Annotated in this window: 20 protein-coding genes; 11 read left to right on the top strand and 9 right to left on the bottom strand. The window is 69.4% G+C overall.

Features of this window, described 5'->3' with window-relative positions; translation table 11 throughout:
* Positions 1 to 56 precede the first annotated feature (56 nt).
* Both K6T36_RS10430 and K6T36_RS10425 read right to left on the bottom strand, forming a co-directional pair.
* Entirely contained in the window at positions 57 to 1,406 is a 1,350-nt protein-coding gene (locus tag K6T36_RS10430) for a substrate-binding protein (RefSeq protein WP_222921229.1), read from the bottom strand.
* Positions 1,407 to 1,592: 186 nt separating this feature from the next.
* A complete protein-coding gene (locus tag K6T36_RS10425; protein WP_222921228.1) occupies positions 1,593 to 2,267 on the bottom strand; it encodes a haloacid dehalogenase type II in 675 nt (224 codons plus the stop codon).
* Positions 2,268 to 2,447: 180 nt separating this feature from the next.
* On the opposite strand from K6T36_RS10425, the gene K6T36_RS10420 reads away from it, so the two are divergent.
* The 4 genes from K6T36_RS10420 to K6T36_RS10405 all read left to right on the top strand — a co-directional run bounded on the left by K6T36_RS10420 (position 2,448) and on the right by K6T36_RS10405 (position 5,127).
* Positions 2,448 to 3,203 (top strand): GNAT family N-acetyltransferase, encoded by a 756-nt coding sequence (locus tag K6T36_RS10420; protein WP_222921227.1) that lies wholly within the window; start codon positions 2,448 to 2,450, stop codon positions 3,201 to 3,203.
* A 138-nt stretch (positions 3,204 to 3,341) separates the two neighbouring features.
* Positions 3,342 to 4,193, top strand: a complete 852-nt coding sequence (locus K6T36_RS10415; protein ID WP_222921226.1) for a P-loop NTPase — start codon at positions 3,342 to 3,344, stop codon at positions 4,191 to 4,193.
* A 68-nt stretch (positions 4,194 to 4,261) separates the two neighbouring features.
* Positions 4,262 to 4,549 (top strand): hypothetical protein, encoded by a 288-nt coding sequence (locus K6T36_RS10410; RefSeq protein WP_222921225.1) that lies wholly within the window; start codon positions 4,262 to 4,264, stop codon positions 4,547 to 4,549.
* Positions 4,474 to 5,127 (top strand): fructosamine kinase family protein, encoded by a 654-nt coding sequence (locus K6T36_RS10405; protein ID WP_264083986.1) that lies wholly within the window; start codon positions 4,474 to 4,476, stop codon positions 5,125 to 5,127. Before K6T36_RS10410 ends, K6T36_RS10405 begins: the two co-directional genes overlap by 76 nt.
* Positions 5,128 to 5,200: 73 nt before the next feature.
* Here the strand turns inward: K6T36_RS10405 and K6T36_RS10400 are convergent, their stop codons facing one another.
* The 3 genes from K6T36_RS10400 to K6T36_RS10390 all read right to left on the bottom strand — a co-directional run bounded on the left by K6T36_RS10400 (position 5,201) and on the right by K6T36_RS10390 (position 10,893).
* Positions 5,201 to 6,811: a long-chain-fatty-acid--CoA ligase gene (locus K6T36_RS10400; protein WP_222921223.1), complete on the bottom strand. Its 1,611-nt coding sequence runs from the start codon at positions 6,809 to 6,811 to the stop codon at positions 5,201 to 5,203.
* 239 nt (positions 6,812 to 7,050) lie between these two features.
* On the bottom strand, positions 7,051 to 9,045 hold the full coding sequence (gene acs, locus K6T36_RS10395) for an acetate--CoA ligase (protein ID WP_222921222.1): 1,995 nt from the start codon (positions 9,043 to 9,045) through the stop codon (positions 7,051 to 7,053).
* A gap of 144 nt (positions 9,046 to 9,189) precedes the next feature.
* A complete protein-coding gene (locus K6T36_RS10390; protein ID WP_222921221.1) occupies positions 9,190 to 10,893 on the bottom strand; it encodes an acyl-CoA mutase large subunit family protein in 1,704 nt (567 codons plus the stop codon).
* A gap of 126 nt (positions 10,894 to 11,019) precedes the next feature.
* On the opposite strand from K6T36_RS10390, the gene K6T36_RS10385 reads away from it, so the two are divergent.
* From K6T36_RS10385 to K6T36_RS10375, 3 genes are all read left to right on the top strand, one after another.
* Positions 11,020 to 11,463, top strand: coding sequence for a DUF5788 family protein (locus K6T36_RS10385; RefSeq protein ID WP_222921220.1), 444 nt, complete (start codon positions 11,020 to 11,022; stop codon positions 11,461 to 11,463).
* 390 nt (positions 11,464 to 11,853) lie between these two features.
* Positions 11,854 to 13,650 (top strand): DNA polymerase/3'-5' exonuclease PolX, encoded by a 1,797-nt coding sequence (locus K6T36_RS10380; protein ID WP_222921219.1) that lies wholly within the window; start codon positions 11,854 to 11,856, stop codon positions 13,648 to 13,650.
* The gene (locus tag K6T36_RS10375; RefSeq protein ID WP_222921218.1) at positions 13,647 to 14,183 is read left to right on the top strand and encodes a Mut7-C RNAse domain-containing protein; all 537 of its coding nucleotides are present in this window, start codon (positions 13,647 to 13,649) and stop codon (positions 14,181 to 14,183) included. The genes K6T36_RS10380 and K6T36_RS10375 overlap by 4 nt, the downstream gene beginning before the upstream one ends.
* Before the next feature lie 64 nt (positions 14,184 to 14,247).
* Here the strand turns inward: K6T36_RS10375 and K6T36_RS10370 are convergent, their stop codons facing one another.
* The gene (locus K6T36_RS10370; protein ID WP_222921217.1) at positions 14,248 to 15,273 is read right to left on the bottom strand and encodes a cell division protein CdpA domain-containing protein; all 1,026 of its coding nucleotides are present in this window, start codon (positions 15,271 to 15,273) and stop codon (positions 14,248 to 14,250) included.
* A 185-nt stretch (positions 15,274 to 15,458) separates the two neighbouring features.
* Between K6T36_RS10370 and K6T36_RS10365 the strand changes: the two genes are divergently transcribed.
* Entirely contained in the window at positions 15,459 to 15,749 is a 291-nt protein-coding gene (locus K6T36_RS10365) for a DUF5789 family protein (RefSeq protein WP_222921216.1), read from the top strand.
* Positions 15,750 to 15,832: 83 nt separating this feature from the next.
* Positions 15,833 to 16,282 carry a DUF302 domain-containing protein gene (locus K6T36_RS10360; protein ID WP_222921215.1) on the top strand — a complete coding sequence of 150 codons (450 nt, stop codon included), beginning with the start codon at positions 15,833 to 15,835 and terminating at the stop codon, positions 16,280 to 16,282.
* Here the strand turns inward: K6T36_RS10360 and K6T36_RS10355 are convergent.
* The 3 genes from K6T36_RS10355 to K6T36_RS10345 all read right to left on the bottom strand — a co-directional run bounded on the left by K6T36_RS10355 (position 16,258) and on the right by K6T36_RS10345 (position 19,399).
* Positions 16,258 to 16,683 (bottom strand): hypothetical protein, encoded by a 426-nt coding sequence (locus K6T36_RS10355; RefSeq protein ID WP_222921214.1) that lies wholly within the window; start codon positions 16,681 to 16,683, stop codon positions 16,258 to 16,260. The two genes, K6T36_RS10360 and K6T36_RS10355, sit on opposite strands and share 25 nt — an antisense overlap.
* Positions 16,684 to 16,786: 103 nt before the next feature.
* Positions 16,787 to 18,061 carry a DNA repair protein NreA gene (nreA, locus tag K6T36_RS10350; protein WP_222921213.1) on the bottom strand — a complete coding sequence of 425 codons (1,275 nt, stop codon included), beginning with the start codon at positions 18,059 to 18,061 and terminating at the stop codon, positions 16,787 to 16,789.
* Between the two features lie 330 nt (positions 18,062 to 18,391).
* On the bottom strand, positions 18,392 to 19,399 hold the full coding sequence (locus K6T36_RS10345) for a transcription initiation factor IIB (protein WP_222606564.1): 1,008 nt from the start codon (positions 19,397 to 19,399) through the stop codon (positions 18,392 to 18,394).
* Between the two features lie 85 nt (positions 19,400 to 19,484).
* Between K6T36_RS10345 and rnhA the strand changes: the two genes are divergently transcribed.
* Both rnhA and K6T36_RS10335 read left to right on the top strand, forming a co-directional pair.
* A complete protein-coding gene (gene rnhA / locus K6T36_RS10340; RefSeq protein ID WP_222921212.1) occupies positions 19,485 to 20,075 on the top strand; it encodes a ribonuclease HI in 591 nt (196 codons plus the stop codon).
* A 1-nt stretch (position 20,076) separates the two neighbouring features.
* Positions 20,077 to 20,727, top strand: a complete 651-nt coding sequence (locus K6T36_RS10335; protein ID WP_225935092.1) for a DUF7108 family protein — start codon at positions 20,077 to 20,079, stop codon at positions 20,725 to 20,727.
* Positions 20,728 to 20,739 lie beyond the last annotated feature (12 nt).

Genomic DNA, 20,739 nt, shown 5'->3' with positions numbered 1-20,739 from the left:
GTTCAGGTGAGTCGATAAGAACGTGCCGGTACGGAGCGGGAGGACCTAGCCGTCGGTCACTCGTCGCCGTAGTCGCCCAGCTCACACTCGGCGGCCGGACCGGCGTCGCACGCGTACCCCAGGTCGTCCCGCGAGGTCTGGCTGACGATATTGAGCAGCAGGTCCTCCGTCTGCTCGGAGGGATCGACGCCCTGACACACGAGCACGTCACGCTGTGCCTGGTGGTCGCAGCCGCGCATGGTCTCGTTGCCGAGACCCGCGCCGCTGTACTCGTGGCCCTCCAGCTCGCGGATGACCTCCGGCGCGTAGAACGTCTCCGCCCGCTCGACGGCCGCGGCGTACTGCAGCGTCTGCGTGTACGCGATGCGAGCGCCGTAGCTGGGCGCGCGGTCGTGCTCCTCGCGGTAGAACTCGACGAACGACTGGGAGGCGTCGTCCTCCAGCTGCCAGTTCCAGTCGGCCGTGCCGAAGATGCCGCCGATGGAGTCGCTGGCGGCCTCGGCCATCAGCCGGTTGTACAGCGGGACGACGATCTCCATGTCCTGATCGAGGCCGGCCTCGATCGCCTGCGGGAGGGAGTTCGCCGCGTCCAGCCCGTAGTGGTTGAGCACGAGCACGTCCGTCTCGTCGCGCGGCACGTCCGAGAGGTACGACGAGTAGTCGGAGGTGCCGAGCGGCGTCGGCACCGACTCGATCTGGCTCCAGTTGCCGACCTCGGTGAAGAACTGCTCCATCGACGCCTGCTGGGTCTGCCCCCACGAGTAGTCGGCGTACAGCTGGTAGAAGTTCAGATCCTCGCCGTACTCCTCGGCGAGGACGGGCGCGAGCGCCTGTCCGGTCATGTACGCGTTGAACATCTCCCGGAAGGAGTAGCGGACACACGAGCCCCCGGTGGTGTCGTTGGAGTGGGTGATACAACACTGGAACTGGACCTTCTCCTCCTGACACAGCTCCTGGACCGCGATGGCGACACCGGAGGACGACCCGCCGGTGATCATGATCGCGTTGTCGCGGCTGATCATCCGCGACGCGGACTGTCGCGCCGTGTCGGGGTCGGTCGCCGTGTCACCTTCCACTGCGGTGACCGTCTTGCCGAGGACGCCGTCCCCGGAGAGCCCGTCCCAGTTGTCGACCCAGCCGCCGCCGTTGTTCAGGTGTTCGACCGCGAGGTTGTAGCCGCGCAGTTCGTCCGCGCCCTCCTGGGAGTACGACCCCGACTGCGGGACGTTGAACCCGAAGACGACCTCGTCGCCCTCGACCGGGTAGTTCCCGAGCGCCGGGTACTCCGAGTCGCCGCCGCCGCCGACGCCGGCACAACCTGCCAGTCCTGTCAATCCTGCGGCGCCGGCCGCGCCGGACGCCTTGAGCACATCACGTCTGCTGAGTGCGGTGGTATCCCGTGCCATGACCCAACCGCGGGAAGCAACCTTAATGAACGTTCCGCCCATATCCCCTTAAATCGTGTTAATATTGGTAATATGGAAAGCGGAGATCCCCCATGATAATGGTTATCACTCGTAGGCCGTTTCAGTCTGTCGATCAAGCAATAAACTTCGTCCCGATGGCTCCCCGGTTCGCCCCGGGCGCGGCGGTCAGGCGAGTTCGTCCGCGACCTCCGAGAGGGAACGCACCTCGAGGGAGGGGTCGACGCCGATCTCCTCGAACGGGTCGTTCGCTCGGTTCACCCACGCGGTCGCCATTCCCGCGCTCCCCGCGCCCGCGACATCCCAGGCGTTGCCCGAGACGAGCCGACAGCGGTCGATCGGCGTGTCGGTTCGGGCGGCCGCGTTCTCGTACACCGCGGGGTTCGGCTTGAACGTCGACACCTCGTCGGCGCTGATCACGTCGTCGAGGTGCGGCGCGAGCCCCGCGTTGTCGGCGAGCGTCTCCAGCATCTCGGGGTTGCCGTTCGACAGCACCGTCACCGTGTGGCCCGCCTCCGAGAGCCGGGTCAGCGTCTCGATCGCGTCCGGGTACGGGTCGAGGTGCTCGTAGGCGGCGAGGATCCGCTCGCGGGTCGGGTCGTCTGCCTCGACACCCCACTGGTTCAACGCGTACGCGAGCGCGTCGGCGGTCACGTCCCAGAACGGCCGATACTCCTCCATCAGGGCCGACTGGTAGGAATACTGGAGCTGCTTCGCTCGCCATGTGGCGTCCAGCTCCGACACGAGGGCGTCGGGCGCGTCGAGCTCGTCGGCGAGCGTGCTCGTCACGCTGCTCGTGTCACACAGCGTCCCGTACATGTCGAAACAGAGCGTCTCGGGCATACTCCACCGATGTACATCGTGCGTGATAGTACCACGGGAGGCGGCGGTTCGTGACGGTGGTTGTGTCCGCGACCGCGGGGGTCGGCCTCCCGTCCGCGCCGGGTGGTAAGCGGGTCGTACCGGATCGACGCGGGGGTAAGCGCCCGCGTGATTAAGTAACTGACCGTGTTACAGATCCACATGGACCTCAGGGACGCGACGACCGAGGACGTTGACGACATCCGCGAGACCGCGCGCGCATCGCTGTCGGCCTCCTACAGCCACGCGCTCTCGGCGGACCTCATCGACGACGCCGTCGAGTCGTGGTACGACGCCGAGACGGTCACCGACGCGCTCGCCGGCGAGAACGCGGTGTTCGTCGTCGCCGTGGAGGACGGCGATATCGTGGGGTTCGTCCAGAGTCAGCTCGTCGAGCGCCGCGAGCCGGTCGGGGAGCTGGACTGGCTCCACGTGCATCCGGATCACCGCGGGAAGGGGATCGGCGACGACCTGCTGCGCCGGGCGGAGACGGAGCTGCTAGAGCTGGGCGCCGAGCGACTCGAGGGGCGCGTGCTCGAGGCCAACGAGGCGGGCGGCGAGTTCTACGAGCGCGAGGGGTTCGCCGAGATCGGCGACCGAACCGTCGAGATCGGGAACGAGCAGTTCCGCGAGCGCGTGTTCGCGCGCTTCCCCAGCGGCGACGGCGAGCAGGTGCTCACGGAGGCGCGCGTGACCGACGACGGCGAGCAGGTGTACGTCGCCTACGACGAGGCCGAGCGCGCGTCGGAGGCCCCCTTCTACGCGACGTACACCGACCGCGAGCGGACCGAGCGGGAGGGGTACGTCTGCGGCAACTGCGGCAGCTTCGCGGTGAGCGTCGACACCATGGACCGCGTCGAGTGTAGCGAGTGCGGGAACAAACGGAAGGCGAGCCGGTGGGACGCGGCGTACCTCTGAGTCGGGCGGGCGACCCCGAAGTCCGGCCGTCGGTCGCGCGCGGCGGCCGACCGCGACGGCGCCGGACCCGGCCCCGGCAGTCTCACGCGCGATACTTCGGGGGCGGCAGTTAAGTCGGGAGCACGACGAACCCCGGGCATGGACGGACGCGTGCTCGCCGTCGTCGGCGCGAAGGGGGGCGTCGGCAAGACGACGACGAGCCTCAACCTCGCGGCGGCGCTCGCGGAGGACGGTCGCGCCGTCGCGGTCGTCGAGGCGGACCTGGCGATGGCGAACGCCGTCGACTTCCTCGACATCCGCGTCAACGGCGGCCGGACCCTCCACGACGTGCTCGCGGGCGGCGCCGGCGTCACCGACGCCACCTACCCCGCGCCGGGCGGGTTCGACGTGGTGCCCAGCGGCGTCACCCTCGACGGCTTCGTCGACTCCGATCTGGACCGCTTCCCGGCCGCGATGGACGCGCTGAAGGCCCGCTACGACGCCGTGCTCGTCGACACCGCCGCCGGCGTCAGCAGCGAGACGGTCGTGCCCATGTCGGGCGCGGACGCCTCGGTGCTCGTGTCGACGCCGCGGGTCGCCTCCATCCGCGACGCCGACAAGACGATCACCGTCGCCGAGCGCGCCGACGCCCCCGTCGGCGGCGTCGTGCTCACGAAGTCCGGGACGGGTCGCTCGCCACCCGCCGACCGGATCGCGAGCTTCCTCGACACCGAACTCCTCGGGCACGTCCCCCACGACGAGTCGATCCCGAAGGCGCAGGACGCCGGCCAGCCGGCCGTCTCCTACCGCCCGCACAGCGACGCCGCCGACGCCTACCGGGAGGTCGCCGCCGCGCTGCGCAAACGCCCCGACATGCTCGGGATGACGGTGACGACGAACGCCGGCGGCTTCCGCTTCGGCGACGGCGACGACGGAACGGATGCGTTCGCCGACGGCGGCGAGGGCGACCGCGGCGGCCGCGACGACGGATTCACGAACCCGTTCAGCTGACGGTCCGCGCCAGCACCCCTGCGCCGCCGACCGGAACGCCTACCGGCGAGCGCCCCGCTCGCGACCACGTGAACGACGGAACCGACGAGGCCATCGCCGCCGTCGAACGGTGGGCCGATCGCACGGTCGCGGAGGCGACCCTCCTCGACGGCGGCGAGGTCGGGACGGTCCGCCGCCTCGACCTCGCGGACGGCCGCCGGGTCGTCGCGAAGGCCGGCCCGACGACCCGCGCGTCGAGGCCTGGATGCTCCGGCACCTGCGCGAGGCGGGCGGGCTCCGCGTGCCAGCGGTCCACCACGTCGGCGACGGCGTGCTCGTGTTGGAGCACGTCTCGAACGACGGCGGCGCCGAGGTGACGCCTGCCGTCGAGCGGGACCTCGCCGAGCGCCTCGCCGCGCTCCACGCGACGACGCCCGAGACGGACGCGTTCGGCTTCCCGTTCGACACCCTCACCGGCCCGTACGACCAGCCGAACCCGTGGGTCGACTCGTGGCCCGCGTTCTTCGGCGAGCATCGGCTCGCACACGCGGCTGCGCGAGCCGACGAGGAGGGCGTGTTGCCGGCGGCGGACCGCGAGCGCGTGGCGGCGCTCGTCGGCGACCTCCCCGGGCTGCTGGATCACGAGCCGGCGCCGTCGCTGATCCACGGCGACGTGTGGGCCGGAAACGTCCTCGTCGTGGGCGATCGGGTGGCCGCGCTGGTGGACCCCGCGTGCTACTACGCCGACCGAGAGGTCGAACTGGCGTACGTCGAGTGGACGGGCACCGGCGGCGACGCGTTCCGCGACCGCTACCGCGAGGTCGCCGGGGTCACCGACGGGTACCGGGAGCGCGAACCGGCCTACCGACTGTATCCGCTGCTCACGCACCTCCGGTACTTCGGCGAGGAGTACCTCGACGAGGTTCGGGCCACGCTGTCGGCGCTCGGGTACTGAGTGTCGGCGTCAAAAAACGGGGGACAGCGGGTCGTCGTCAGGAGTCGGTGCGGTCGGAGCCGGCCGTGACGGACTATCCCTCCCCGACCATCCGCTCTTCCTCCTCCCACTCCTCCTGGCGGAGTTCGTACTTCTGGATCTTCCCGGTGGAGGTCTTCGGGAGCTGCTTCACGAACTCGATCCGCGTCGGCGCCTTGTAGTGGGCCATGTTGTCGCGGGCGTACTGGATCAGGTCGTCGGCGGTCGTGCCGGGGTCGGACGGGTCGCCGCCGGCGGGAACGATGAACGCCTTCGGCGTCTCGCCCCAGTCGTCGTGCGGCGAGGGGATGACCGCCACGTCGTCGACCTGTTCGTGGCTGAAGAGGGTGTCCTCGACCTCGATCGAGGAGATGTTCTCCCCGCCGGAGATGATGATGTCCTTCTTGCGGTCCTGGATCGAGATCATCCCGTTGTCGTCGACGACCGCGAGGTCGCCCATGTGGTAGTACCCCTCGAGGCGCTCGGAGAACGCCTCCTCGGTCGCCTCGGGCTTGTTCCAGTAGCGGTCCATCACCGAGTTGCCGCGAACGACGACCTCGCCGATGGTCTCGCCGTCCTGCGGCACGTCGTTACCGTCCTCGTCGACGACGCGGATCTCGGTGCCGAGGTAGCCGAACCCCTGCGTCTTCTTCACCGCGAAGCGGTCGTCGGAGTCGTCGTCGAAGTAGCGCCGCGCGTCGCTGGAGGTGATGAGCGGCCCCGTCTCGGTGGCGCCGTACACGTGCTTGAGGTACCAGCCGAACTCGTTCTCGACGGTCCGGATGACCGCCTCCGGCGGCGCCGCGCCCGCGGTGGCGACGCGCACGTCCTGTCCGGCGTCGGGCTCGCCGCCGTGCTCGTCGATGTGGTCGCCGAGCATCTTCAGCACCGTCGGCGCCGCACAGAAGTACGACACGTCCTCGGTGCGCAGCTTGTCGAAGACGTACTCCTCGTCGACGCCGCGGGTGCAGACGTGCCGGGCGCCCATCCCGGTGACCGCGTAGATGTGCCCCCAGCCGTTCACGTGGAACATCGGCAGCGTCCACAGGTACGTGTCGTCGTCGCGGAGCTCCTGGTGGATCGCGATCTGGTAGGCGTGGACCGTCTCCGTCCGGTGGGTCCGGCAGACGCCCTTCGGGTCGCCGGTCGTCCCGGAGGTGTAGTTGATCGTGATCACCTCGTCCTCGGACATCTCCGGCCGGTCGTAGTCGGTCGACTCGGCGATCACCTCGTCGAACTCCTCCCAGTCGCCCTCGACGGCGTCGGCGTCGTTCGTGACGAACGTCTCCGTCGGGACGTCGTCGCGGATCGCCTCGACCTTGTCCGCGTACGCGTGGTCGGCGTAGATCGCGTCGACGCCGGCGTCGTTCAGGATGTACTCGAAGTCCGACTCGACGAGCCGGTAGTTCAGCGGCGTGTGGACCGCGCCGGCCTGGAAGCTCCCGTAGGCGGCCGCCAGGTGGTAGTGCGTGTTCGGGTCCAGGACCGCCACGCGGTCGCCCTTCTCGATGCCGCGCGCCTGGAGCGCGGCCGCGAACCCGTCGGCGCGCTCGCCCAACTCGTCGTACGTGAACCGGTCGCCGTCCACCCCGAGGACCGCCTCGTGGCTCCCGTAGTTGCGGCGAGCGCGGTCCAGGAAGTCGGTCACTAACAGCGGTTTTTCCATAGCCAGCGAAACTTCAGGCACGTTCGTGATAATCGTTGCGGGGGCGGTAACGGGCGACACGGGGGGAGTTCACGTCTCCGGACGGTCCATCGTCGGTTCGCAGCGTTCGACGGCGACGAGGACCGGTACCGCCGGGCCGGGCGGCGCGTGGCGGCGTGGCTGGCGGGCGAGGAGCGGAAAAATCGTGGATCGGGTCGCCGGTGTGGCGGAACGACGGTACGGCCGTGAGTCCGACGCGTTCAGTCTCCCTGAACGACCTGGCGGATGTCCTCGACGATGTCGGGGTTGCGCAGCGTGGAGGTGTCGCCGAGCTCGTCCTCGTTGGCGATGTCCTCGAGAAGCCGGCGCATGATCTTGCCGGAGCGGGTCTTCGGGAGCTCGGGCGTGAAGATCACCTGTTCGGGGCGGGCGATCGGCCCGATCGCGTCCTCGACGGCCTCGACGATCTCCGCGCGGAACTCCTCGGTTTCGGCCTGCCCCTCCTCGGTGATGACGTACGCGTAGACGGCCTCGCCTTTCACCTCGTGGTCGCCGCCGACGACGGCCGCCTCGGCGACGCCCTCGACGCCGACGATGGCCGACTCGATCTCCATCGTCCCGAGCCGGTGGCCGGAGACGTTGATAACGTCGTCGACGCGGCCGAGCACGGTGATGTAGCCGTCGTCGTCGATCTTGGCGCCGTCCTCGGGGAAGTACACCCAGTCCTCGGAGTCGGAGGAGTCGGTGTCGGAGTACTCGGCCCAGTACTCCTCGATGAAGCGCTCGTCGTTACGGTACAGCGTGCGGAGCATCCCGGGCCACGGCTTGTTCACCGTGAGATAGCCCGCGCGGCCGGGCTCGACCTCCTCGCCGTTGGTGTCGACGATCTGCACGTCGAGCCCCGGCAGCGGCGGCCCCGCGGAGCCGGGCTTCATGTCCTTCACGCCCGGCAGCGTCGTCACCATCATGCCGCCGGTCTCGGTCTGCCACCAGGTGTCGACGACGGGGCACTCCTCGTCGCCGATGTGCTTGTAGTACCACTTCCACGCGCGCGGGTTGATCGGCTCGCCGACCGTCCCCAGCAGGCGGAGGCTGGAGAGGTCGTGGCGCTCGGGGTACTCGGGACCCCACTTCATGAACGCGCGGATGGCGGTGGGCGCGGTGTACAGCTGGTTCGCCCCGTAGTCCTCGATGATCTCCCACAGGCGGTCGCGGTCGGGATGGTCGGGCGTCCCCTCGTACATCATCGTCGTCGTCCCGAGCGCGAGCGGCCCGTACACGATGTACGAGTGGCCAGTGATCCAGCCGATATCGGCCGAGCAGAAGTACGTGTCCTCGGGCTTGATGTCGAGCACCGCCTGGGAGGTCCACGCGGTCCACGCGAGGTAGCCGCCGGTGGTGTGTTTCACCCCCTTCGGCTGGCCGGTGGTGCCGGAGGTGTACATGAGGAACAGCATGTCCTCGGCGTCGCGGTCGACCGGCTCCACCTCGGCGCCCTCGTTGGCGGCCATCAGCTCGCCCCAGTCGTGCTGGTTCGCGGCGAGGTCGTGGCCGAAGTCGTCGCCGTTGGGACCGAGCCGGTCGACGACGACCGTGTCGGTGTCGTGCTCGACGCCCGACAGGCCCTCGTTGGCCTTGTCGAGGTGGTCGAGCGGGTCGCCGCGGCGGTAGTAGCCGTCGCAGGTGACGAGGTACTCGGAGTCTGCGGCGTTCATCCGGGTCGCCAGCGCGTCCGCCGAGAAGCCCGCGAACACGACCGAGTGGGGCGCGCCGATGCGGGCGCACGCCAGCATCGCGATCGGCAGCTCCGGGATCATCGGCATGTACATCGTGACGACGTCGTCCTCGCCGACCCCCAGGTCCCGCAGCGCCGCGGCCGCCTCGTTCACCTTCTCGTGGAGGTCGTTGTACGTGAGCGTGACGTTGTCCTCGTCGACGGGCTCGCCGACCCACTCGATGGCGGCCTCGTCGCCGCGTTCGTCGAGATGGCGATCGATACAGTTCGCCGAGGCGTTCAGGCTGCCGTCGGTGAACCACTCGTAGAACGGCGGGTTCGAGTCGTCGAGCACCTGGTCGTACGACTCCTCCCAGTCGAGGAGGTCCGCGGCCTGCTCCCAACACTCCGGCCAGTTCTCCTCGAACTCGTCGTAGATGGCGGCGTCCGACACGTTCGCCTGCTCGACGAACTCCGCGGACGGCTCGAACACCTCCTGCTCCTCGAGCCGGGCCTCCAGTTCCACGTCATCGTCTGACATAGTCACGCGATACGTCGGAATCGACCGTGATAAAACTGCCTCACTCCGTCAACATCCACGTGTCGTCGCACGGTTTCGCCGCGGGAGAACTGGCGACGTTCGGGTGCCGCCGCGCCCGGGGTCGCCGCGATCGGCCGGGCCGGGCTACGACGCGAGCCCGATCGTCTCGCGGTAGGCGCCGTGGTGCTTCTCGAACACGTCCATGATCTCGCCCATCGTCGCGTACGTCTTCACCGCGTCGACGACGTGCGGCATCACGTTCTCGTCGTTCCCGATGGCCGCATCGAGCGCCGAGAGCGCCTCCTCGACGGCGTCGTCGTCGCGTTCGGCCTTCACATCGGCGAGCCGCTCCAACTGTCGGTCCTGGACCTCCTCGTCGACGTGGAGCAGGTCGGGGTCGGGGTCGTCCTCGACGGTGTACTTGTTGACCCCGACGACGACCTCCTCGCCGTCGTCGACGCGCTCCTGGTACTCGTAGCTCGCCTCCTGGATCTCGCGGTGGAAGTAGCCCTGCTCGATCCCCGAGAGGACGCCGTCGCGCACGGAGCCGTCGCCCATCTCCTTGAGCTCCTCCAGGTACGCCATCGTCTTCTCCTCGACCTCGTCGGTGAGGCTCTCGACCATGAACGAGCCCGCGAGCGGGTCAGCCGAGTCGGCCGCGCCGGACTCCTCGGCGATGATCTGCTGGGTCCGGAGGGCGACGCGGACCGCCTGCTCGGAGGGCAGCGCCAGCGCCTCGTCGAAGGAGTTCGTGTGAAGGCTCTGCGTGCCGCCGAGCACGCCCGCCAGCGCCTGGATCGTCACGCGGACGATGTTGTTGAGCGGCTGCTGGGCGGTGAGCGACTGCCCCGCCGTCTGCGTGTGGAACTTCAGGCGCTTGGACGCCTCGTCCTCGGCGTCGTACCACTCGTCCATGATCCGCGCGTAGATGCGTCGTCCCGCCCTGAATTTCGCCACCTCCTCGAAGATGGAGTTGTGGGAGTTGAAGAAGAAGGACAGCTGCGGGGCCACGTCGTCGACATCCAGCCCGCGCTCGGCGGCGTCCTCGACGTACGCGAACCCGTCGGCGAGCGTGAACGCGAGCTCCTGGACCGCCGTCGACCCCGCCTCGCGGATGTGGTACCCCGACACCGAGATGGGGTAGATCCCGGGCGTCTCGTCGATCGCGAACTCGACGGTGTCGGTGACGAGATCGAGGGACGGCTCGGGGGGGATCACCCACTCCTTCTGGGCGATGAACTCCTTGAGCATGTCGTTCTGGAAGGTGCCCCGAAGCTCCTCGCGCGGGATCCCCTTCCGGTCGGCGAGCGCGACGTACATCGCGAAGATCACGGGCGCGCTGGGGTTGATCGTGAAGCTCGTGGAGACCTCGCCGATGTCGATGCCGTCGAAGAGGATCTCCATGTCGCGCAGGGTGTCGACGGCGACGCCCTCCTTGCCGACCTCGCCGTCCGAGAGCGGGTCGTCGGAGTCCTTGCCCATCAGGCTGGGCATGTCGAAGGCCGTCGAGAGGCCGGTCTGGCCGTTCTCGATGAGGTAGTGGAAGCGCTCGTTCGTCTCCTCGGCGGTGCCGAAGCCGGCGAACTGTCGCATCGTCCACGTGCGGCCGCGGTACATCGTCGGGTACGGCCCGCGAGTGTACGGCTCCTCGCCGGGGAAGCCGATGTCCTCCTCGTAGTCGATGTCGGCAACGTCGTTGGGGCCGTAGAGGTCCTGGATCTCCAGGTTCGAGACGGTCGCGAACCGGTCCTTGCGCTCGCCGTGAGCGTCCAGAACGGGGTCACGGGTCTCCTCCTCCCACTCCTCGCGGTTCTCGCGTATCTCCGCGAGGTCGTCGTCGTCGTACATGGACGCAACAACTGCCGGAAGGACCATTAACGATTCGGGTGGCGGGGATCTTCGCGATCGGCCCCGATCCGGGTCGCCCGAGCGAAACACGAAACACGCTGGCGCCCCGATCGTCGACGACAGACCGTGCAGGAGTACCAGCGCAAACAGCTCCTCGAACGCGTGAACAAGGAGAGCGCGACCATCGGCGCGGACATCCCCGACCGCATCGAGGTGCAAGGCGAGGAGATCGACCTCCGGACGTTCGTCTTCGAGATCAAACGCCGCGAGACGATCCCCGAGGGCGAGCGCGAGCGCGTCGAGCGGGCGAAGCGCAACCTCCGGCGCGAGCGACTGGAACGGCTGGAGGAGATCGAGGAGAACCGCGTCGACTTCGAGACGGGCGAGGAGCTGGCGGCGTCGATCATCGGCATCGACCGCGCGCTCGAGGCCCTCGACAACCTCCGGCCCGCGGACGTGGAAAGCGAGGCGCGACGCCAGGAGGCGATGGACAAGAAGCGCTGGATGAGCTTCCTCAAGAAGGCGCTGGGGCGCGAGGACGCCAGCGGGAGCAAGCGCGGCGGGTACTGACCGACCGCGGCGCGTGCAGGTCCGGTGGAGGCGCAGGCGACGATCCCCGACTACCCGCGGCGGCCCACGCGGTAGTCCCCGAGAACGGCACCGCCCGTCCGAACAACGGGTGGGACTGAAAGGGGCCGGACGGCTCGTGAGCCGAGACGAAGCAAGCACCGTAGTGGAGTGAGCGAAGCGAACGGAGCGAGGAGCGTGGTTCGAGACGGCTTCGCCGTCTCGTCATCACGAAAGACGCTTCGCGTCTTTCGAACGACAGCGAGTCGCAGGCCACGAGCCGTCCGGGGGCTTTCGCGGTCGTCGTCGCCGTCGCCACGGCGACGGAGGAACCAACGACCACGGATCGCGGCCCGTCGTTCTAAGTCACATCCACTCGGATGGACACGTAGCATGCGCAACGCCGAGGTCGCCGGCCTGCTGGAGGAGTTCGCGGACCTGCTGGAGGCGCAGGGCGTCGAGTACAAGCCGAACGCCTACCGCCGTGCCGCCGACAACGTCCGCGACCACCCGCGCGCGATCGAGGACCTCGCGAGCGAGGGCGGCGAGGACGCCGTCGCCGAGATCGACCGCGTCGGCGACGCGATCGCCGCGAAGATCGTTGAGTACCTGGAGACCGGCGAGATCGCGGAGCTGGAGGAACTGCGCGAGGACCTCCCCGTCGACATGGCCGCCCTGACGCGGGTGGAGGGCGTCGGCCCGAAGACCGTCGGCACGCTGTACGAGGAGCTCGAGATCACGACGCTCGACGAGCTGGAGGCGGCCGCCGAGGCGGGGAAGATCCAGGAGATCAAGGGCTTCGGCGCCAAGACCGAGCAGAACATCCTCGACAACGTCGCGTTCGCGAGGGAGGCGGGCCAGCGCCAGCGCCTCGGCGACGCGCGCCCGCTCGCGGAGGACGTGATCGGCTACCTCGACCACGAGGCAGTCGTCGAGCGGATCGACGTGGCCGGCTCCATCCGCCGGTGGAAGGACACTATCGGGGACGTGGACGTGCTCGTCGGCAGCGAGGACGGCGAGGCGGTCGTCGACCTGTTCATCGACTGGCCCGACGCCGACGAGGTCATCGAGGCGGGCGAGCAGAAGGCGAGCGTCCGCGTCGACGGGATCCGTGTCGACCTCCGCGTCGTCGTCCCCGAGGAGTTCGGGTCGGCGCTCCAGTACTTCACCGGGTCGAAGGCCCACAACGTCACCCTCCGGAACCTCGCGATCGATCGCGGACTGAAGCTCAACGAGTACGGCGTCTTCGATGTCTCCGAGCTACGCTCGGACGGCCAGTCGGACGCGGACGCGTCCGACGATGTGAGCGACGTGGACGACCCGGACGCGGGGCAGCGCGTCGGCGAGCGCCTCGGCGGCGCGGAGGAGTCGGAGATGTACGGCGCGCTCGACCTGCCGGTGATACCACCCGAGATGCGCGAGGACACCGGCGAGATCGAGGCGGCCGTGGAGGGCGACCTCCCGGACCTCCTCACGGAGGGGGAGATCCGCGGCGACCTCCACACCCACACCGAGTGGTCCGACGGCGCGAACACGGTCGCCGAGATGGTGCGGGCGGCCGCCGACCGCGGCTACGACTACCACTGCGTCACCGACCACGCCGAGGGGCCTGGCGTCTTCGGCGACACCGGGCTGACGGACGAGGAGGTGCGCGAACAGGCCGAGGCGGTCGCGGCGGTCCGCGAGGACGTCGACATCGAGGTGTTCCACGGCGTCGAGGCGAACATCGACGCCGACGGCGACGTGACCACGAGCGACGACCTGCTCGCGGACCTCGACATCGTCGTCGCCTCCCCCCACGCCGCGCTCGATCAGGGGGACGCGACCGACCGCCTGATCCGGGCGGTCGAACATCCCCACGTCGACGTCCTCGGGCATCCCACCGGCCGGCTGATCAACCAGCGCCCCGGGCTGGAGGTCGACTTCGAGCGGCTCGCGGAGGCGGCCGCGGCCGCGGGCACCGCGCTGGAGGTGAATGCGAACCCCGCGCGCCTCGATCTCCACGGCGACGCGGTTCGGGCGGCCGTCGAGGCCGGCGCGACGGTCGCGATCGACACGGACGCCCACTCCCCGGCGGAGTTCGACAACGTCCGCTACGGCGTCCACACCGCCCGCCGCGGTTGGGCGGAGGCGACGGACGTCTTGAACGCGCGCGACGCCGACGGGCTGCGCGCGTTCCTCGACGGATGAACGAGGACGGCGGGATGGGCGGGCACGGGGGCGAGGACACCCACGGCGACGCGACTGACCCGAGTGCGATCGCACCCGACCGCGACGCCCTCCTGTTGGACGCCATGCTCGGGAACCTCGCGAGTTACCTCCGGATGTGCGGCTACAACGCCGCCTACACACTGGGTCGGGGAATAGAGGACGACGCCGCGGTCCGGTCGCTTGCGGCCGCCGAGGGCCGCAGGCTGATCACCCGCGACCGGAGCCTCGCGGCGTCGACCCCGGGCGCGGTTCTCCTGACCGAGCGCGAGACGACCGACCAGCTCCGCGAGCTGCGCGAGGCGGGCGTTGCGCTGGAGATCGAAGCGCAACCGTCGCGGTGTGGCGCGTGCAACGGGCCCGTCGAGCGCGTCGATATGGACGAGAACGAGAACGAAGAGCGACCCGAGTACGCGCCCGACGACGGACCGATCTGGCGGTGTCTCGACTGCGGTCAGTACTTCTGGACGGGAAGCCACTGGGACGACGTGGCGGAGACGCTCGCGTCGCTGTGACTCACGGACGAGGAGACGGCGAGAGAACCGAACGTCGACTGCTGCGCCCGATGTGCTCGGGTGTTCAGCGCGGACTCCAGTCGTCGCACGCCTCCATGTCCTCCATCAGGTCGTCGTGGAGGCCACAGTACGGCTGCATTCCCTGATCGGTGCGGACGTACTGGAAGTGCCCGCAGGAACCGCAGTAGGAGTCGCCGGGCGACTGCGACCGGGCCGTTTCTCGCTCCGACGCGGCCGACGACTCGACCGCGGGGCGCTCGGCCGACGGACCGATGCGGTCGATCCCCGGCGACGACTCGGGCTGTTGCCGCTCCGCGAGCGGGGTGATGTCGGACGACGACGCCCCGCCGTCGCTCGCCGCGCCCGCGGTCGGGTCGCCGCCCGGACCGGTGCCGCCGACGGTCGACGCGGACTGGGGCTCCTGATCCCGCTTCCGGCCTGACTCGGGGCGGTTCGTCTGCGTCTCCACGCTCCCGTCCGGGGTGGTTCCCAGCAGGCCGACGCCCCCGACGCTTCCGGTGGACCCCTTGGCGCCGCGGATCTCCTCAGCGGTCGATTTCGGTACCTCGATCACCTTCGTCTCTCCCTCGCGGGTGATCTCCAGGCTCACCGTCCCGCCGGGGTTGTTTCGCGCCTTGAAGTTCGCGACGCCGGTGAACAGACACCAGAACGTCGTGAACGCGCCGAGGAAGTACACGCCCGCCGTCGGGAGGGTGAGATCGGCGTACTGTCCGGCACAGCGCGCGCCCGACCAGTGACACGGGTACGCGTGGGCGAACAGCGCCACGCCGAGGACCGCGACGCCCGCGCCGACGACCGCGGCCGCCTGCGTTCGGCGGCTCGTCGGCATCACCACCAGCACGCCGAGGAACGTCGCGGGAATGCCGAGCCCGGCGAGGATCCCTGCGGTCTCGCGGGCCTGCCCGAGGTTCCAGCCGAGCACGGCCGTCGTCAGATCCGTCGACGCGATGACGATGCCCGCGACGACGAGGAGTGCACCGAGCGAGAACGACCCGACGCCCAGGTACAGTCGCCGAAGGCTGGCGTACTCGCCGACTTGGCCTTCGTACACCTCGGCGAGGCTGCTCATACACCGGTGTTATACCATCATCACTTAAAACGATACGTCAGACATCGGCATGACGCACGTCCCCACGGTCCGCCGGTTCCGCCGCGATCGGCAGGGAGGGATCCGTGCTCGCCCGCCGCGACGGGGAAGCCGACCCGTAGCGGCGCTCCGAAAGGATTAGGCGGACCGTGGGCGAACTCCGGGACATGGCTGACGACGACGAACCCGAGGAAGAGGAGCCCGCCGTCGAGCTCGGCGAGGGTCCGACGATCGAGGGGGCGCCGCTGGCGCGTGTCGCCTCCCGGCTCACGTGGCCCCAGGAGAAATCGAAGGTCCTCGACAAGGAAGGCGACGCGACCGTCCGGACGCCGGACGGCCCCCGCGACCTCGAGGACGTGCTGAGCGAGGTCGATATCACCTACTTCGACCGCCGCCAGACGTTCGTCGACGCCGTCGAGGACGTTATCGGCCGCGGTCCGGTCCAGACGGCGGAGTAGCCGGATCGAACCCGCACACGGCGGGCGGGCGCGAGCCGTGCACCGGCGCCAGCTTTTCGACGCCGCCCGCCGAACCGCGAGCCATGCAGCTCCCCATCGATCCCGAGGCGATCCGCGGCGACGACTACGGCGAGAAGCGCGCGACGCTCGAGATGGACCACGCGGACGCGGTCGAACACGTCCGCGAGACGTTCACCGCCCACGGCTTCGGCGTCCCGGTCGAGTTCTCCCCGTCGGAGCTGCTCAACGAGAAGGTCGACGCCGGCCGCGACCCGTACTACGTGCTCGGCGCGTGTAACCCGCGGATGGCCGATCGCGCGCTCGACGCGACCGACGGCCGCATCGGCGGGTTGTTCGCCTGCAACGTCGTGATCTGGGAGGAGGAGCCGGGCGTACAGACCGTGTACCACGTCTCGATCATGCGGATCGCCCGGCTGCTCGGACTCGACACCGACGCCGAGGAGATGGACCGTATCATCGAGGAGACCGGCGAGATGGTCGACGCCGCCTACGCCGACCTCGACTCCTCGTAGTCGGGATCGTCGTCGACTGAGGTGTCCGCGGTGTCGCCGCCGGCGTCGCCATCGGTATCGCGGTCGGCGCCGTCCGCGGTGTCACGACCGGCATCGCTCGCAGCGTCGGCGTCGTCCGCAGTGTCGCCGTCATCGTCGCTCACGGTGTCGCCGGCGGCGTCGGCGGTTCCGCTTCCGGCCGCCCCCGTCTCCTCGCGGAGCGCACGTAGTTCCGTGCGGGTCTCCGCCAATTCTCGTTCGAGCGACGCGATTCGGTCGTCGTCCGTGTCGCCGCCGATGAGCTTCACTCCCCCGAAGATCACGATCGCCGCCAGCGCCGATCCGCCGAACAGGAGCAGGAGCACGAGCAGGACGATCAGCAGTTCCGGACCGCCGGGGATCTGTCCGATCGGGAGGGCCATACCGGGGTGTCGGTGCCCGATCGAGTAACTCTGACGGCGGGGCTGTACGGAGACAGCACGGCTCCCGAAACCCGACCGACGGGAGCGAGCAGACGGGCTCGGGCTACGTCGTCCAGTCCGCGAGACTCGACTGCAGGCCCGCGACCATCGTCGATTTCCCTCGGAGCCGCGCGAGCGACACCGGAAGCTGCTCGCTCACGCCGCGGACGGCCTCCTCGAACGTCTCGGCCTCGCCGTGTTCGCCCTCGAAGGCGTTGCGGACGCTCTCGCGTACCTGCCAGACGCCGACCGGCCCCCAGTAGTCGTCGGAGACGTGTCTGAGGACGAGCACCTTCGCCTGTCGGCCGCGCTCGGAGAGGTGTTCGAGCACGCCGAAGCGGGAGGCGTAGTACGCGCCCGCCGTCTCGTCGACGTACGCCGACCGTCCCTCGCGGTTCTCGTGGGCCGACGAGAGGTACGTGTCGCCCTCGGGGTCGGGGTGCCAGATGCTCCCCGGCGACTTCATCTCGACCAACTCGAACTCCCAGTCGCCGGGCGCGAGGATCACCCAGAAGGCGTTGCCGAGGTACTCGTTGCGCCACACATGGACGGTGTCGACGCTCCGGCGGTCGCGGATCGTCCCCCGGAGGTACTTCCCGATCGTGTCGTCGACGGCGGTGATGGACCACCGCGTCGGCACCAGCCGTCGCTGGTCGTCGCGGCCGAGCGCGCCCGCCGAGAGGACGGTGTTGATGTCGTACACGTCGAACCCGCGGCGATAGAGGTAGTTCATCGCCCCCTCCGCGCGCCAGTCGTCGTCCTCCAGCGTCTTCTTCACCGGCCGCGGGACGTGCGGGTTCTCCGTCAGGTCCGCGTCGGCGGCGCGGGCGCGCGGTCCCGTCGGCGTCGCGATGTCGTCGGGCGACACGTCGTAGTCGATGGCCGGGCCGTCGTCGAGGAACACCTCCACGTCGACCGGGCGGTCGGCGATGGCGACCTCGCGCTGGACGCCGAGGAAGCCGTCCCAGGCGTCGTGGACGCTCGCGGCCTCGCGCGCGTCGACCCCCTTGTTCGAGTTGAGCAGCGAGGTGCGCCGCTCGAACACGTCCGAGATGGAGACGCCCTCCTCGTACCACGCGCCGCTCGTCTCGTAGGTCGCGGCGTCGTCCTCGTGGCCGACCGGCGACAGCAGGCCCGTCGAGAGGTTCGGGTAGTTCGAGGAGCCGACGAAGATCGACGGCGAGACGGACCCGAACACGGAGTCGCCGCCGGTCGCCTCGTCGAAGCGGTGCTGGAACGACTCGAGGTGGTCCATCAGCTCGTAGGACTTCTCCTGGGCGAGCCGTCGGCGCTCGGCCCGCTCGTTCGCCTCGAACTCGACGTAGTCGTCCAGCTTCACGGTCGGTTCGGCGTAGCCGCTCCGCGGACAAGAACGTTCCCCGCGCGTTCGTCGATGTCGGCGGTCGCGACGCTCAGGAGATGGCTGACAGGCGGTCGGTGCGTCGCCGGGACGGCCCGCGCGGGGCCGGCAGGGACGCGACACGCGACGGCTGACCGCACGCGCACACGGCTCGCGCCGTCCGCGCCGAGGTCTGAGCGGCCTCACACCCGCTGACCGTCGCGCGACGACTGTCAGGTCACGGCGAGCGTGGTCCCGGTATCCGACAAAAACGTTCGCGGCGTCGCGGAGGCGAACGCGGGAGAACGTCGGTTTCGAGTCCGTTCTCGCCTATCCGTGGATCCCCATCGCCTCGATCTGTTCCTGGTAGCGGTTGCGGATGGTGACCTCGGTGACCTGTGCCACGTCGGCGACCTCGCGTTGAGTCTTCTTCTCGTTACACAGCAGGGAGGCCGCGTAGATGGCGGCGGCGGCGAAGCCCGTCGGCGATTTCCCCGAGAGCAGTCCCTGCTCGGCGGTCGTCTCGATGATCTCGTTGGCCTTCGATTTGACCTCCTCGCTGAGGTCGAGTTCGGAACTGAAGCGGGGAACGTACTGCTTGGGGTCGACCGGCTTCATCTCCAGCCCGAGCTCCTGGGAGACGTAGCGGTAGGTCCGGCCGATCTCCTTGCGCTCGACCCGCGAGACCTCCGAGATCTCCTCCAGGGAACGGGGGATCCCTTCCTTGCGACAGGCGGCGTACAGCGTCGCCGTGGCGACGCCCTCGATGGAGCGGCCGCGGATGAGGTCCTCCTTGAGCGCGCGGCGATAGATGACGGAGGCGACCTCCCGGACCGAGCGAGGGACACCCAGCGCGCTGGCCATCCGGTCGATCTCCGAAAGGGCGAACTGGAGGTTGCGCTCGCCGGCGTCCTTGGTACGGATGCGCTCCTGCCACTTGCGCAGGCGGTGCATCTGCGACCGCTTCTCGGAGCTCAACGAGCGACCGTAGGCGTCCTTGTCCTTCCAGTCGATGGTCGTCGTCAGCCCCTTGTCGTGCATCGTCTCCGTCACGGGTGCACCCACCCGCGACTTCTCCTGGCGTTCGGAGTGGTTGAACGCCCGCCACTCCGGCCCGCGATCCACGTGATCCTCCTCGACGATCAGTCCCGTGGGTTCGTGCATCAGCTCGCCGTCGGCCGTGCGCACGAGGTCCTCCTCGTCGAACTCCTCCGGGTCGATGTCCTCCTCCGTTTCCTCGTCCGCTTCCGCCGTCTTCGTCGCCGATCCGTCGCCTCGGTCGTCCCCGGTCCACTGCCGTCGCTCGCGCTCGTCACGCTGCCGGGTGGGCCCTGTCATCGTGTTTACAAGGTGTCGCCGTGGAGACAGTTAAGGGTTGGTCCCGATGGCAACGCTTTCTCCGCGTCGGCGGCCATCGACTGGTATGCCGGTCATCGACTGCGACCCCGAGGCGGCCCGCGAGCGGGTGACGAACGCGGGTGTCGAGGTGAGCGCGGGCAACACCGACCACGAACGCTGGCGCGCCGAGCGCGACGGCGCCGTCGCGGTGGCGTACGACGACAAGGTCGTCGTCCAGGGGGGCGACCCGCAGCGCCTCGCGGCGCTGATCCGCGAGGGCGGCGGCCGCGGCCACGTCTACTTCGACGGCGCCTCGCGCGGGAATCCCGGGCCGGCGGCGATCGGCTGGGCGATCGTCACCGGCGACGGCATCGTCGCCGAGGGGGGCGAGCGCATCGCGGACACGACCAACAACAAGGCCGAGTACGAGGCGCTGATCCGGGCGCTGGAGGCGGCCGTCGACTACGGGCTCGACGAGGCGGACGTTCGCGGCGACTCCCAGTTGATCGTCAAGCAGGTCCGCGGCGAGTGGAACGTGAACGACCCCGGACTCCGCGAGAAGCGCGTTCGCGCGCTGGAGCTGTTGGATCGGTTCGACCGCTGGAGCATCGAGCACGTCCCGAGGGAGATAAACGAGCGCGCCGACGAGTTGGCGAACGAGGCGTTCGAGGGCTGAGATGGAACCCACAGAGGACACCACCGACGCGACGCGAGCGGCATCGACCGACGAGAACCAGGGGGAGGCCGACACCGACGAGGCCGACCCGGGCGCCGACGGCTGGGACGAGGAACTCCCGAAGCCGACCGTCGACGCCGCCGAGCGACTCACTCGACTGGCCCGCGAGGCCGTCGACGAGGCGGAAGCCGAGGCCTACCGCGAGGACCGGGGCGACCGGCTCGCCGATCACGGCTTCACCGCCCGCGTTCGCGAGGACGACGACACGCTCGTGTGCTATCCCGACGAGTGGATGGAGGACGGAACGGTACAGATCGACCGCATCGAGGACACCGATCGCGCCGTCGAGGTGTCGCTCTCGGGGCCGGGCGACCCGGACGACTGGAGCGAGATCGAGGAGCATAACGCCGCGCTCGTCGAGCGGGTCGCCGAGGAACACGACGAGACCCACGCCGCGAACGCCCGCGCGTTCGCCGATTTCATGGGGAATCACTACGCGCGGCCGATGGACTCGGCCGACGCCGACGAGGTACGGGAGTTCCTCGACGAGTACTTCCCGCGCAACGCGTGGCCGTCGGAAGAACAGCGCGACGCCGTGCGGGCGTCGGTGCGGTACGTCTTCGAGGCCGCGGACGAGCGGACTCCCCTGTGAACTCGTCCGGCG

It is taken from the genome of Halobaculum roseum, from assembly GCF_019880245.1.
In the GTDB taxonomy this organism is placed as follows: domain Archaea; phylum Halobacteriota; class Halobacteria; order Halobacteriales; family Haloferacaceae; genus Halobaculum; species Halobaculum roseum.
The sequence above is the reverse complement of the archived record's forward strand: the minus strand, read 5'-3'. Positions and strand labels throughout refer to the sequence as shown.